We start from the raw sequence: 15,174 nt of genomic DNA, 5'->3' as shown, positions 1-15,174 counted from the left end.
AATAAAATACACTTAGTACTAAAAATTAAAATTATGAAAATAGCTATCATAGGTGCTGGTAACTTAGGTCTTTCCATAGCAAAAGGCATTCTAAATAGTAATGGGGCAACTAGCATGTACCTTACCAAAAGAAATACAAAATCGATTGCCGACTTTCAAAAGTATGGTAATGTAACTGTAACGGAAGACAATCGCGAGGCTGTTTCAAAATCAGATATTTTAATCTTTGCCGTGCAACCTGTTCACTTTGCAGAAATTCTGAATAGCGTTAAAGATTTATTGAATGATAATCATGTGATAATTTCTACAATTACCGGTTTCGGCATCGAAAAAATAGAAGATGTTATTGGAGAAGAACGTTACATTATTAGAAGCATGCCGAATACAGCTATTTCTGTCGGTAAATCTATGACCTGCCTTTGTAGTAATGTAAAAGGTAAAAAACGAATTGATTTAGCCAAGGCTATTTTCAACAGAATGGGGCATTCTATGGAAATCCCTGAAAGTCAAATGCAGGCTGCCACAGTTATATGTGCCAGCGGTATCGCCTTCTGGATGCGTTTAATACGTGCAACTACCCAAGGTGCCATACAATTAGGCTTCGATGCTCAAGAGGCTCAAGAATTAGCGATGCACACCTGTAGTGGAGCTGCTAGTTTACTAATAGAATCTGGCAATCATCCAGAAGAAGAAATAGACAGGGTTACCACACCAATGGGCTGTACGATTACTGGACTGAACGAGATGGAACACCAAGGCCTAAGCTCATCTTTAATTCGGGGTATTATCGCATCTTATGATAAGATTACTGAATTTAAAACAAAGTAAAATACCGTTACCGAATCAGTTCTAATTTGAACTTGAATTTTTTAAACTATGAAATTATTCGATGTTTACCCATTATATAATGTTACTCCGGTTTCCGCTAAAGGTATAGTTGTAACCGATAACAAAGGACAAGATTATTTAGATTTTTATGGTGGACATGCCGTAATTTCTATTGGCCATTCACACCCACATTATGTAAAACGCTTAAAAGACCAATTAGACAAAATCGGCTTTTACAGTAATGCCGTTCAAAATCCTTTGCAAGACGAGTTGGCCGAAAAATTAGGTCGACAATCTGATTGTGAAGATTACAACTTATTTTTGTGTAATTCTGGTGCCGAAGCCAATGAAAATGCACTTAAAATAGCTTCGTTTGTAACAGGGAAGTCTGAAGTTATTGCATTCAAAAACGGTTTTCATGGCCGTACATCAGCTGCTGTTGCCGCCACTGACAATCCTGCTATTAATGCACCTATCAATCAACAGCAAAAGGTTAACTTTCTAGAACTCAATGATATCATTGGTTTTGAACATGAGATTGTTAAAAAAAATGTTTGTGCCGTAATTATAGAATCTATACAAGGCGTTGGTGGTTTAGATGAGCCGACCACAGAGTTTTATCAAAAAGTAGCATCACTTTGTAAAGAGAATGGTGTTTTATTAATTGCCGATGAAGTACAATGCGGATTTGGAAGAAGCGGTAAGTTTTTCGGATTTCAGCATCACGAAATAAAACCAGATATCATAACTATCGCAAAAGGAATGGGAAATGGTTTTCCTGTTGGTGGCGTTTTAATACACGAAAGCATTAGTGCTAAATTTGGAATGCTAGGAACTACTTTTGGTGGTAACCATTTGGCATGTGTGGCAACCTTGGCTGTTCTAGAAGTATTAGAAAAAGAAAATTTAATACAAAATGCCGAAGAACTAGGCCAGTACTTTAATGAAAAGGCAAAGGAAATTCCGCAAGTAAAACGCGTAAAAGGTCGTGGACTTATGCTTGGGTTAGAATTTGACTTTCAAGTAGCTGATTTACGCAAAAATCTAATTTACGACCATCACCTTTTTACAGGTGGTGCCAAAGACAAAACTGTACTTCGAATATTACCAGCTTTGAATATTACAAAACAAGATTTAGATATTTTCTTTAAAGCTTTAAAGACTGCTCTAGCATGAAAAAAATCCTGAGTTTAGAAAAAAGAAATGCGGTACTATTACGCATGGCTGATTTGGTGCGACAAGAAGAGTCCATATTAATTTCTGCCAATGATAAAGATTTGAATTCTTTTGAGTCGGATGATATCGCAATGGTCGACCGTTTAAAAGTGAATAAAAAAAAGGTGGGCGAAATGGTCTATTCTTTAAAACAATTGGCCTCACTAAATGACCCTTTACATGTAGAACGATTTCAATTTACACATGACAACGGACTTGAAATAAGTAATAAAACAGCACCATTCGGTACAATAATGATTATTTATGAATCAAGACCTGATGTTACTATTGAAGCTGCAGGTATTGCTTTTAAATCTGGAAATAAAATTTTATTAAAAGGCGGAAAAGAATCATTGAACTCAAATTTAGTTCTTGTCAATTTATGGCACAAGGCATTAGAATCTTGTGATTGTTCCAAAGATTGGATAACCTACCTCAATTATTCAAGAGAAGAAACCCAGAAATTTTTAGAAAAGCCGACTGAAAAGTTAGACTTAATTGTACCTAGAGGTGGTGAACGATTAATTGCTTTTGTAAAGCAACACGCGCAATGCCCAGTAATTGTTAGTGGACGAGGCAATAATTTTGTATACGTATCTCATGAAGCTGATTTACAAATGGCATTAGATGTTATTATCAATGCGAAAACAACCAAAATATCAGCCTGTAATGCTGTAGATAAAGTTATTATTTCTCGGGATTTACCACGTAAAATGGAATTCTTAAATCTTTTACTACAGTCCTTAAAAAAGCACAATGTAGAGATTTTAACTGACGCCAAATTAGCTGGATTAGAAGGCACTTCAGAAATGGCCGATGATTCGGTTTGGTACGAAGAGTTTTTAGATTATAAAATTGTAATTGGTCAAGTACCTGATGTAGAAGAGGCTATTGAACACATTAATACATATGGTGGTGGTCATTCAGCTGTGATCATCACTATGAATGAAGAAGAAGCAAATACATTTATGCAGTCTGTAGATACTGCTGCTGTATATCATAATGCATCAACACGTTTTACTGATGGTGGACAATTTGGTCTTGGTGGTGAATTAGCCATAAGTACAGATAAACTACATCAGCGCGGTCCTATTGGTTTACAACATTTAGTAACCAATAAGTGGTATGTAAAAGGAAATGGGCAGTTAAGGTAATAGTTAAACACATCTTCTTTATTCAACAAAACTGTTGATGGGATAGAACAGGAAAAGAGGCAGCAATGTTAAAAAAAAGAATTTTATTAAAAATAGGATCCAACACTTTAACCAAGGATACCGACCATATTTCTCGAGGTAAGATTGAGGATATCGGCAGACAAATAGCAGCCCTTAAAGATAAATACGAATTCATTATTGTTAGTTCTGGGGCAATAGCCGCAGCAAGACAATTCGTAAAATTAGAACATAACGGTGAGGAAATTAATATAAAACAAGCTTTAGCTTCTATTGGTCAGCCACACCTAATGCGAATTTTTCAAGAAAATTTTAGGGAACTAGGTCTTTTCACTTCGCAATGCCTATTATCCTATTCCGATTTTGAAAAGGAACAATCTCAAGTGAATATTAAAAACACCATCAATGTGTTGGTCGCCAATAATTTTATTCCCATCATCAATGAGAATGATACGGTAGCCACCGATGAAATCAAGTTTGGTGATAATGATAAATTAGCAGGGTTAACGGCTTCCCTTTTATCCGCGGATATTTTAATCATCGCTACAAATACAGATGGTATTTACACCAAGGCATCTTTATCGACATCATCACCAAAAACCATTGAAATTGTATCAGATTTAAGTGAATTACAACACGAAATTGGCGATTTAAAATCTACCCATGGCACAGGTGGCATGCAATCGAAAATCGATGCTGCAACGATAGCCCAACAAGCTGGTATTGAAACTTGGATTACCAATGGCCTAAAAGATAATTTCATTACCGATGCTATTGAAAACAAGAGCATTTTTACAAAAATTAAAGCATGAAAAACTACCTTTCTATAAATGATATCGATTCTTTATCCACTTGGGTTAAAGAGGCCATTTCACTTAAAAAACAGCCTAGAAAATTTAAAGATTTAGGTAGCGACAAAACTATAGGGCTTCTATTTTTTAACAACTCGCTTCGTACTCGATTAAGTACCCAAAAGGCAGCAATGAATTTGGGTATGGAAGTAATTGTTATGAACTTTGGAAGTGAAGGCTGGGCTTTGGAATATGCAGATGGTACTATTATGGACCAAGGAACCTCTGAACATATAAAAGAGGCAGCACAGGTGATTTCTCAATATTGTGATATAATCGCTATACGTGCCTTTGCCGGTCTGGTAGACAAAAAACTAGACGAGGCCGAAGAAGTTCTTATCGGATTCGAACAATATGCCACCGTACCAATCGTAAATATGGAAAGTTCAGTAGGTCATCCTTTACAAGCACTTACGGATGCTATTACGATAGAGGAACAAAATTTCAAAAACAACCCGAAAGTGGTTTTGTCTTGGGCACCACACCCAAAAGCCTTGCCACATGCCGTCGCAAATTCTTTTGTCCAGATGATGCAAAAGCAGCATGCAGAATTCGTGATTACCCATCCGAAAGGCTATGAGCTTGACCCAAGTATCACTAAAGATTCTAAAATTGAGCATGATCAAGAGAAAGCTTTAGAAAATGCTGATTTTGTATATGTAAAAAATTGGAGCAGTTATTCAGATTATGGTCAAGTAAAATCACAAGACAAAAACTGGCAAATGACCTTACAAAAATTAGGTCATGCCAAATTCATGCACTGTCTTCCCGTTCGTAGAAATGTGGTCGTAGCAGATGAAGTTTTAGATAGCAAACAATCCTTAGTTATTGAGCAGGCTAATAATAGAACCTATGCTGCACAATTGGTATTAAAAAAAATTCTTGAAAATTTAAAATAAACAGATGTCCAATAAACTCGAAAATAAGGTAGCAATAATTACAGGGGCAACAAGTGGTATGGGGAAAGCCATAGCGCTAACTTTTGTTGCAAATGGAGCTAAGGTCATTTTATCAGGTAGAAATGAAGAACGTGGTAAGGCATTAGAAAAAGAATTAGGTGAAAACACTATTTTTATCGGTGGAGATATTAGAAATTCAGCCTATAATGAACAACTGGTCACTGCTGCAATTAAACATTTCGGCAAGCTGGATATTCTTTCAATGAATGCTGGTATTTTAGGTTTAGGAAGTGTTACCCAATTACCCGAAGAATTATGGAAAAATACGATGGAGACAAACTTATCTTCCATTTTCTATCTTTCAAAATATGCTATTCCAGAACTTCAGAAAAACGATGGAGCTTCCATATTAATTAATGCATCAATAGCTGCTTTTAAAAGTTTTCCAAATCACCCTGCTTATTGCGCATCAAAAGCAGGTGCATTAGCTTTAATGCGCCAAATGGCTGTTGAATATGCTCCGCAAATAAGAGTAAATGCTATGTGTCCAGGGCCTGTAGACACACCCTTACTATGGAATTCTGCAAAGGCTTTTGACAATCCGAACGAGGCTGTTGAAAATGCAGCAAACAAAACATTATTAAAACGATTAGGCAAACCGAACGATATAGCAAAACTCGCATTATTTCTAGTCTCAGAAGATGCCTCTTGGATTACTGGAACAGCAATGACCATAGACGGCGGAATTTTAAATGCATAAAATGAAAGACAAACTTTCCATAGTAAAAATTGGCGGTAATGTCATTGAAGACGAAAAGGCTCTAGATGTTTTTCTTACTGCATTTTCTAAAGTAGAAGGCCTAAAAATACTGGTACATGGAGGCGGAAAATTGGCCACTCAATTGGCCACAAAGCTTGGTATAGCATCTAAATTGATAGACGGTAGGCGCATCACTGATAAAGATACAGTCGACATCATAACTATGGTATATGGTGGCTTGGTAAATAAAAAAATTGTTGCACAACTTCAAGCAAAAAAAATAAATGCAATTGGCTTAAGCGGCGCTGATGGCAATAGCATACAAGCACATAAAAGACCCATAAAAGATATTGATTACGGATTCGTTGGTGATATTGATGGTGTAAATTCCGAATTACTAAAGAACCTTTTATCCATAAATCTAACTCCTATTTTTTGCGCAATTACCCATGATAGCAACGGACAATTATTGAATACAAATGCAGATACAATCGCTTCAGAAATTGCAATCGCTATGGCTTCCGTTTTCGAAACAACACTTTACTATTGCTTTGAGAAAAAAGGTGTATTAAGAGATATTAATGATGACCAGAGTGTCGTTAAGCACATAAATACTGCCGCATACGAAACGTTATTATCTGAAGGAATTATTGCTGACGGTATGTTACCGAAGCTCCATAATTGCTTTCACGCATTACAAAACGATGTGGCAAAAGTATGCCTAGGAGATGTCACCATGCTAGATAAAAATACAGAACTGTTCACTACATTAACCTTATAGAATGAATCAAACAGAACTTACAGAAAGTGCAGTAGAATTATTGAAAAAGTTAATTTCAATAGAATCTTTTTCGAGAGAAGAAGATAAAACTGCGGATGCCATTCAAGCTTGGTTGACAAAATACAATATACCAACAGAACGGGACCTTAATAATATAATCGCTAAGAATAAGTATTGGGATGACAGTAAACCCACCCTACTTTTAAATTCACATCATGATACAGTAAAACCGAATACAGCATACACAAAAGACCCTTATCTTCCTCATATTGAAGATGGAAAATTATTCGGATTAGGAAGTAATGATGCCGGCGGACCATTAGTGTCGTTACTAGCAACATTTGTCAATTTCTACGATTCAAAAGACCTGAATCATAATATTTTAATGGTAGCATCTGCTGAAGAAGAAAATGCCGGAGAAAATAGTTTACGAGGATTATTACCAAAGCTACCACATATCGATGTTGCTATAGTTGGTGAACCTACCTTGATGCAACTTGCCATCGCAGAGAAAGGACTCGTCGTATTTGATGCAGTAGTAAAAGGCACACCATCTCATGCAGCGCATCCAAATACAGATAATTCCATTTATAATTCTATTGCAGTTTTAGAATGGTTCAAAAATTACACGTTTGAAAAAACTTCTGAGGCATTAGGGAATGTAAAAATGACTATAACTCAAATTAGTGCAGGCACGCAACATAATGTAGTGCCAGCACACGTAGATATTGTAGTTGATGTACGAGTAAACGATTCGTACTCAAATAAAGAAATTGCAGATTTACTGAAGAAGGATGCCCCATGCGAATTAAAGGAGCGATCTTTACGTCTCAATTCATCCAAAATAAATAAAGACCATCCGTTAGTAAAATCGGGTATTGCATTAGGTAGAACAACCTACGGTTCACCCACCCTTTCAGATCAAGCAGCTTTAAGTTGCCAATCACTAAAACTAGGTCCTGGTGATAGTACACGATCACATTCTGCCAACGAATTTATTTATGTTCATGAAATTGAAGAAGGTATAGATTTGTATATTAAAATATTAATGGGATTTTTGCACTAAGAATACAGCAAATAATTAAAATGATACATTTTAATTACTAATTCAACGATTATGAAACTTTGGGATAAAGGATTTAGCACTGATAAAAAGATTGACCATTTTACCGTAGGTAATGATAGAGAATTGGATTTACTTTTGGCAAAATACGATGTAATCGCTTCAAAAGCACACGCTAAAATGTTAGGTGAAATAGGGTTGTTAACCCCTAAAGAAACAAAAGAGCTTGTTAATGAGTTGAACAACATCGCTGCTAGAATAGAAAAAGGAACCTTTTCTATTGAAAAATCTTTTGAAGACATGCATTCAAAAATTGAATACATGCTTACCCTTAGTTTAGGAGATACTGGAAAAAAAATACATACTGCCCGTTCTAGAAACGACCAGGTTTTAGTAGCAATGCACCTTTATTTAAAAGATGAGCTAACAGAAATAAAATCGATGACAAAATCGCTTTTTAACCTTCTGTTACTAAAAGCACAGGAGCATAAAGATGTTATGTTGCCCGGGTATACTCACTTACAAATTGCGATGCCATCTTCTTTCGGGTTGTGGTTTTCGGCTTATGCCGAAAGCTTAATCGATGATTTATATTTTATTGATGCTGCATATAAAGTAGTAGACCAAAACCCTTTAGGTAGTGCTGCCGGTTATGGTAGCTCATTTGCCATCGACCGTAGGTTTACTACAAAAGAAATGGGCTTTAGTACTTTAAAATATAACGTAGTAGCTGCGCAAATGAGTCGTGGTAAAGCAGAGAAAGCAACCGCATTCGGTATTGCGAATATTGCTGCAACGCTTTCAAAAATGGCGATGGATATTTGTTTGTACATGAGCCAAAACTTCAACTTTATTTCTTTTCCAGATGAGCTGACAACAGGTTCGAGCATTATGCCACACAAGAAAAATCCGGATGTATTTGAGCTTGTTCGTGGTAAGTGTAATAAGCTACAGTCTATACCTAACCAGCTCACATTAATCATCAATAATCTACCGAGTGGTTACCACAGAGATTTACAGTTGGTAAAAGAAATTATAGTTCCAGCTATACAAGACATGAAGGCGTGTTTAGAAATACTGACTTTTAGTCTTAAGGAAATTAGAGTGAACGAAAATATTTTAGATGACCCTAAATACGATTATTTATTTAGTGTAGATACGCTAAATGAGCTAGTACAAAACGGTATGCCGTTTAGAGATGCTTATAAAAAAATGGGGCAAGAAATTAATGATGGCACTTTTACTCCTAAAAGAGATATTCATCACACTCACGAAGGCAGTTTAGGGAATCTTTGTTTGAAAGAAATTAATGATAAAATGAATAAAATATTCTAATTATTTTTTAAGTATTTATCTGAATAAATCTTGGTAAACTGTGCCCCAAAAGTCACTATCAAACTCGAATAAGAAACCCATAACATTACTAAAATAATGCTTCCTGCAGCACCGTAGGTGGAACCAGGTTCAGCTTTTCCAAAGTAAAAAGCCAAAGCATATTTACCTATTAAAAAAAGTAATGCAGTAAGTGCAGCTCCCACTTTTACGGCCTTCCATCGAACATGCGTACTAGGCAGGTATTTGAACATGGCACCGAATAATAGGTAGATAAAGCTAAGTGACAGAACGATATCCAATGCAAAACCCAGTTCTAACATACCATCAGGTAATAGTCGAGACAGTTGCTTTGAGAATGCAGATAAAAAAGAAGTCAATACAAAGCTAATCAACAATAAGAAGCCAAAAATTAAAATAAATCCAAACCCTTTTAAACGCATAAAAAGTGTAGACAATATTTCATTTGAATATTTTGGTTTCGCATTCCATATATCATTTAGTGAATTCTGTAATTGATAAAAAACGCCGGTAGCACCATATATCAATACTCCAACACCCAATATAGTGGCTACTATTGACGTGTTCTCGCTTCCCCTATCCGCAATCATTTCTTGTATAGATTGAGCTGTTTCTGGACCCATGGCCGATGAAATTTCTGAAAATAATTCTCCACGTACTATTTCACGCCCCCAAATACCACCAACTATTTCCAAAATTATAATCAACAGTCCAGGAAGAGAAAGTATGGCATAATACGCTATGACTGCACTTATTTGAAAGGGGTCTTTTTCCATCCAAACATGATACGTTTTTACCAATAATTTGGGTAAATGAAGCAATCTGAACTTAGCATCTTGTTTGTAATTTGGTTCTTCTATAGTCATACTTATTCAATATGATATAAAAATATAACCTGAAGCTTTACATTAGTAATTCTATCGCGTAAAATACTACCTCCGAAATTCTTTTAAAGAACATTTAATATTAGCTAAGAATGAAGAATCTTAACCTTATTCCTCTGAAATATTTCCAGAATTTAAAAATATAAGATAATTCAAAATCAGCTCATCATCACGAATTAACTGACCCCAGTAATAATGACCAGTTTAATACCTAAAACAAGCCAAAAGGTTCTATACCGTTCAGACATCTATTTCTTAATCTTCTCTCTAATATCAGGTTCTGCTTCTTAAATCAATAAGGTTATCACACCATTTACATGACCTGCTTTAATGTCTCTTGATGATTTAGAAAGGTCATCTTTTGCCGAAAAATAAAAACATAGACCATTTTGATTATTTTACTAATGATTGGCATCCTAAACTGTGATAGTTGATATTCTAAAATAAGTTTAGCCAGTTCACTATACTTCCATTTTTCTAGATTTTCCTTATCCAATAATTGAGGAATAGTCCTATTTAAAGAACAGGTCAAGCAAAATTCTGATTTTTGAGAAGTTTCAACCTACCAATTGCAAACATCAGGTTTATAGTTATTACAATAAGTAAATGTCTTATTCTCCAAATCTGGCAACTGCCACTGAGAATCATTGGTGTTTAATGATAGGATTGTATTAGAAAAATGTTCCCTAAAAAATAACTACAATTAACATAGGTATGATTTTCAAAAACAACCGTATTCTTGAAGTTAGTGCATTGAAATAGTTTCATATATCCTTTTACCATTAATTAGACAAGGACTATGTTTTATTTAATCATTTTAAGGTTTATAACCTCTTGATCCGTCAAATATCTCCAGTGTCCTCTAGGTAAATCCTTTTTTGTAAGACCACCGAATACAACTCTATCTAATTTTTGAACGGTATAACCTAACGTATCGAATAGGCGTTCTACGATTTTATTTCTAGAACTATAGATTTCAATACCTACTTCACGTTTAGGTGAATCAGCGATAAAACTGATGTCTTGAACTCTAACTACTTTTTCATCGACCATTACACCTTCTTGAATTTTCTTCATGTCGGCGCTTCTCAATTCTTGTTCCAATACTAAATGATATATTTTACGCATCCCATTTATTGGACTTTTCAATGTCTTGGTCATGGCACCATCATTGGTAAACAAAAGCAAACCAGTATGTTCTTTCTCCAATTTATCAACCGGCAATAATTTTGACTTTGACGCGCTAGATATTAATCCAGAAACATGTCTTCGCCCCTTTTCATCACGAATTGTGGTCACAAAATCTTTAGGCTTATTAAGCAATACATATTCCTTTTTTACGGGATTCAATAATTGACCATCGAACTTTACCTCATCGGTCAATTTAACTTTATAACCCATTTCAATAATAGGCTTACCATTTACGGTTACATTACCGGCTGCAATATATATATCAGCATCTCTACGTGAACATACGCCAGAGTTAGCAACATATTTATTAAGTCGAATAGAATTTGGGTCTGATGGCTTACTTGGAGTTACATTTTTCTTGATAGGAGCATTGCCACGTGCATAGCTCTTCTTTTTGAAATTACCACCTTGTCTACCTGAAGCATTTTTCCCCCTACTAGAATCGTCCCTACTCATAACTGTACCAATTTTGCACAAAGGTAGCAAATTGCATTGCCGTTCAAATAGTTATATTGAACATATTCGTAAGAACTATAGTATTCTATTTAATACCAAGTGTACATCAATTAGTAAAATACTGAATACACCTACTACAATAATCAGTTTTAAAATATTGTGAAGCCATACATAGTCTTTTTTGGTTTCAGCTTTAATTAACAAGAATATGAACAGCACCAATAACAAAATGCAGATGACGAAATAAAAATTCATGTAGCCTACATCGAACCTGAAAATAAGGAGTAGTGATGGTAAAAGTGTTAACAGTATAAGTAGTGATACTATAACCTTAGAAGTCTTTGCTCCGTAAATAATTGGAATGGTTCTATAATTCTGAGCAATATCTCCTGAAAGATTCTCTAAATCTTTAATCATTTCGCGTGCTAAAATCAAAAGAAATAGAAAGACTGCATGTACAAAAATGACAGTTTCAAAATTTTTATAATACACGAACACTACAAAAAATGGAGTAATGGCCAATGTTCCCGAAACGAAATTTCCTAAAAACGGAATTCTCTTCAACTTATGGGAATAGAGCCATATACCAAAAATATAAGAAGAGAAAAAGAATACCGCCCTAAACGACACATAACTGGCTGCAATTACTGCCATAAAGTTTAATACAAAATATGTGGTGAGTTTAAATCGTTGACTAACCAAGCGATCTAACATACTTTTTCTAGGCTTATTGATTAAATCTTTTTCGGCATCGTAGAAATTATTGATAATGTAGCCGCCAGCGATTACCATTGCAGAAGCGATAACGATAACGAATAGATTAATGTCAAAAATAACTTGCCGTAATGGTAGATTTGGCGCTAAAATATAAATAGATGCCAAATATTGCGCCAGAGCAATAACAAGAATATTGTACCCTCTAACCACCGAAAAAAGACTCAATACCTTTAAAAGTAAGAGTTTGTTTTTTCTATTAAGCATTTTGGAAATTTCCTAAAAATTATAAACTACTTCAAGTTTGTAGTCTTTCAGCGAAGTCTTAGCTTTTTCTAAATCTTCTGTAAAACCTAAAATATAACCACCACCACCTGAGCCACAAAGCTTTAGATAATAATCATTAGTATCGATACCCTTTTTCCATAAGTCATGGAATTTTACTGGTATCATTGGCTTAAAATTATCTAGAACTACGTGAGATAGTTGTTTTAAATTACCGAATAAAGATTGAATATTACCGTTAACAAAATCTTCAACGCAAGCGTCGGTATGCTTTATGAACTGATTCTTAAGCATCTTTCGAAAACCATCATTCTTCATCTGCTCCATAAAAATCTGAACCATAGGTGCAGTTTCACCGACCGTGCCGCTATCTAATAAAAATACAGCACCTTTACCTTCTGCATTTTGAGACGGAATACTTGTAGATTCTATATTATCCTTAGAATTAATAAGAATAGGTAAACTTAAATAACTATTTAAAGGATCCAGACCAGACGATTTGCCATGAAAAAAAGATTCCATTTTACCGAAAATCAATTTCAACTTCAATAACTTCTCTCTTGTCAGATTCTCTAAAACCGTAATTTTATCCTGTGCATATTTATCATAAATCGCCGCTACTAGGGCTCCGCTACTACCAACTCCATAACCTTGTGGTATTGAGCTATCAAAATACATACCGGCTGCAACATCAGCTTTCAGAATATCTAAATCAAATGAAACCAAACTAGGCTCCTTTTTGGTAAGTTTTTCAAGATACAATGTGAAAGCTTCTAAACTCTCATTGGACTTCATTGCTTCTTTTGAAGTATGTGCATCTGATTTTAGAGCGCCTTTATAGAAATTGTAAGGTATGGATAATCCTTTGGAATCTTTAATGATACCGTACTCTCCGAAGAGAAGAATTTTGGAATAAAACAGTGGTCCTTTCATTTTAAAATCTAGGCAATTATCAAATGTTACTTATAAATATAGACAAAGATATATACAAAGTTGAACGTTTTCCTATTACTTGTTAAACAAAATAGATGATTCGCTCAATTATTAACGCAATTTCAGTCAAAATCGTACTTCGTTAACTTACAACTTCTTAGCACCTAGACCTATTCGGTCACAAATATACTGCCCATTTTGACAAAAAGGAACCAACTTCTCTTTTATGAATGGAAAAACTTTATCTTTTTCACTCTCAGGGTAAAGCACATGTACGTTTGCACCTGCATCTAAGGTAAAACAAATATGGGTTTTAGATTCCTCTCTAAATTTCCAGATACTGTTTATTATAGAAAGTGTATTGGGCTTCATCAAAATAAAATAAGGACTACTTGTCATCATCATAGCATGTAAAGTAAGTGCCTCACTTTCAACAATACTGATAAAATCTTCTAAATTACCGTTAGAAAAAATCGTCTTTAGTTTATCTAGATTCGTATCTGCTTGAGCAAATCTATTATCTGCATATGGATGGCAATGCATAAGTTCATGACCAATAGTGCTACTTACTTGCTTTTCTCCTTTGTCAACCAATAAAATCGTATCATGATAGTTATTGAATATAGGATGCACATCGTATGGGTATTTAATTCCAAAAAGATTTGAACTACCCTCAATCACCTGACTTTCTCCCCATTGCACCAATGGTCCTTCAATACTACGACATGCACTACCAGAACCTAATCGTGATAAAAAAGAAACTTTTCTATTGAAATGTTCTGCTGTGATATTTTCTACAAACGACTTTTCCATTTCCATAAAACATAGCGCCAGTGCAGACATACCACTTGCTGATGATGCGATACCGCTACTATGCGGAAAAGTATTCGACGTGCTTATGACAAAATGATAATCCTTCAAAAAAGGTAAATACACCTCTATTCTCTTTAAAAATGTATTAATTTTTGGCTTAAAATCCTCCTTTTCTTCTCCTTCGAATAGAAAATCAAAAGAAAAGTTGTCATTCTTATTTTGCCTCTTTTTATAATGAATTTTAGTTTTTGTGGTACAGGCGGCTAGCGTAAAACTAATAGAAGGATTAGCCGGAATTTGATTTTCCCTTTTCCCCCAATACTTCACTAATGCAATATTACTAGGTGAAGAATAAGCAACCACCCCTTCTTCTTTCAATGTTGTATAGGAAGCTGGAATAAAATCTTTTTCTGTCATTGAAATTTCAATTTGTGCAAAGATAGTTTTTAGGGCTATCAATTAAAATAAATCCTTATTTTAGAGGTAAACGCCAACCAATTGAAAAGAAAACTCACTTATATCATTATCGGAATTGTTATCTGTTCTACCATTGGGTTTCTAAACAGCGTAGTGACTCAAAGTTCTGTGAATGGTTGGTATATGACTTTGAACAAGCCAAGTTTTAATCCGCCAAATTGGATTTTTGCTCCTGTCTGGACAGCACTTTATATTTTAATGGGTATTTCCGTTGGATGGGTCTGGGCAAAAGGATTTCATCATAAATGGGTGAAAACCGGATTATACCATTTTGGTTTTCAACTGTTATTAAATGGCCTGTGGAGTATCGTTTTCTTTGGCCTAAAACAACCATTTTGGGGACTTTTAGTCATTCTATCCTTATTAATAGTACTTATATTAACTATTAAATGGTTTAAAGTGGTGAGTAAAGTAGCTGCAATTTTATTAATCCCCTATTTACTATGGGTATGTTTTGCTACGGTATTAAACTACAAAATTTGGGAGTTAAATTAATTTT

At 34.8% G+C, this 15,174-nt stretch carries 15 protein-coding genes; 10 read left to right on the top strand and 5 right to left on the bottom strand.

Annotated features, from left to right (window positions below; translation table 11 throughout):
- Positions 1-33 precede the first annotated feature (33 nt).
- The 9 genes from proC (at position 34) to argH (ending at position 8,904) form a co-directional block, all read left to right on the top strand.
- Positions 34-828 carry a pyrroline-5-carboxylate reductase gene (proC, locus tag AAC084_RS03180; protein WP_339836795.1) on the top strand — a complete coding sequence of 265 codons (795 nt, stop codon included), beginning with the start codon at positions 34-36 and terminating at the stop codon, positions 826-828.
- A 48-nt stretch (positions 829-876) separates the two neighbouring features.
- Entirely contained in the window at positions 877-2,004 is a 1,128-nt protein-coding gene (locus AAC084_RS03175) for an aminotransferase class III-fold pyridoxal phosphate-dependent enzyme (protein WP_339836792.1), read from the top strand.
- A complete protein-coding gene (locus AAC084_RS03170) occupies positions 2,001-3,197 on the top strand; it encodes a glutamate-5-semialdehyde dehydrogenase (protein ID WP_339836789.1) in 1,197 nt (398 codons plus the stop codon). Before AAC084_RS03175 ends, AAC084_RS03170 begins: the two co-directional genes overlap by 4 nt.
- Before the next feature lie 65 nt (positions 3,198-3,262).
- Entirely contained in the window at positions 3,263-4,027 is a 765-nt protein-coding gene (gene proB, locus AAC084_RS03165) for a glutamate 5-kinase (RefSeq protein ID WP_339836785.1), read from the top strand.
- Positions 4,024-4,965 (top strand): acetylornithine carbamoyltransferase, encoded by a 942-nt coding sequence (locus AAC084_RS03160; RefSeq protein WP_339836782.1) that lies wholly within the window; start codon positions 4,024-4,026, stop codon positions 4,963-4,965. Before proB ends, AAC084_RS03160 begins: the two co-directional genes overlap by 4 nt.
- 4 nt (positions 4,966-4,969) lie before the next feature.
- Positions 4,970-5,725, top strand: a complete 756-nt coding sequence (locus tag AAC084_RS03155) for an SDR family oxidoreductase (RefSeq protein ID WP_339836778.1) — start codon at positions 4,970-4,972, stop codon at positions 5,723-5,725.
- A 1-nt stretch (position 5,726) separates the two neighbouring features.
- Complete coding sequence (gene argB / locus AAC084_RS03150; protein ID WP_339836776.1) at positions 5,727-6,506, top strand: acetylglutamate kinase; 780 nt, start codon at positions 5,727-5,729, stop codon at positions 6,504-6,506.
- Position 6,507: 1 nt separating this feature from the next.
- Positions 6,508-7,572, top strand: coding sequence for a M20 family metallo-hydrolase (locus AAC084_RS03145; protein ID WP_339836773.1), 1,065 nt, complete (start codon positions 6,508-6,510; stop codon positions 7,570-7,572).
- 51 nt (positions 7,573-7,623) lie between these two features.
- Positions 7,624-8,904, top strand: a complete 1,281-nt coding sequence (argH, locus tag AAC084_RS03140; RefSeq protein ID WP_339836770.1) for an argininosuccinate lyase — start codon at positions 7,624-7,626, stop codon at positions 8,902-8,904.
- On the opposite strand, the gene AAC084_RS03135 is transcribed toward argH, so the two are convergent.
- The 5 genes from AAC084_RS03135 to AAC084_RS03115 all read right to left on the bottom strand — a co-directional run bounded on the left by AAC084_RS03135 (position 8,901) and on the right by AAC084_RS03115 (position 14,615).
- Entirely contained in the window at positions 8,901-9,788 is an 888-nt protein-coding gene (locus tag AAC084_RS03135; RefSeq protein WP_339836768.1) for a YihY/virulence factor BrkB family protein, read from the bottom strand. The genes argH and AAC084_RS03135 overlap by 4 nt on opposite strands.
- An 822-nt stretch (positions 9,789-10,610) precedes the next feature.
- A complete protein-coding gene (locus AAC084_RS03130; protein WP_339836765.1) occupies positions 10,611-11,453 on the bottom strand; it encodes a pseudouridine synthase in 843 nt (280 codons plus the stop codon).
- A 75-nt stretch (positions 11,454-11,528) separates the two neighbouring features.
- On the bottom strand, positions 11,529-12,434 hold the full coding sequence (locus AAC084_RS03125) for a geranylgeranylglycerol-phosphate geranylgeranyltransferase (protein ID WP_339836762.1): 906 nt from the start codon (positions 12,432-12,434) through the stop codon (positions 11,529-11,531).
- 12 nt (positions 12,435-12,446) lie between these two features.
- Positions 12,447-13,385, bottom strand: coding sequence for a mevalonate kinase (locus tag AAC084_RS03120; protein ID WP_339836760.1), 939 nt, complete (start codon positions 13,383-13,385; stop codon positions 12,447-12,449).
- 147 nt (positions 13,386-13,532) lie between these two features.
- The gene (locus AAC084_RS03115; RefSeq protein ID WP_339836757.1) at positions 13,533-14,615 is read right to left on the bottom strand and encodes a diphosphomevalonate decarboxylase; all 1,083 of its coding nucleotides are present in this window, start codon (positions 14,613-14,615) and stop codon (positions 13,533-13,535) included.
- A gap of 81 nt (positions 14,616-14,696) precedes the next feature.
- On the opposite strand from AAC084_RS03115, the gene AAC084_RS03110 reads away from it, so the two are divergent.
- Complete coding sequence (locus AAC084_RS03110; RefSeq protein ID WP_339836754.1) at positions 14,697-15,170, top strand: TspO/MBR family protein; 474 nt, start codon at positions 14,697-14,699, stop codon at positions 15,168-15,170.
- Positions 15,171-15,174 lie beyond the last annotated feature (4 nt).

Source organism: uncultured Maribacter sp. (genome assembly GCF_963977385.1).
Taxonomy (GTDB): domain Bacteria; phylum Bacteroidota; class Bacteroidia; order Flavobacteriales; family Flavobacteriaceae; genus Maribacter.
The sequence above is the reverse complement of the archived record's forward strand: the minus strand, read 5'-3'. Positions and strand labels throughout refer to the sequence as shown.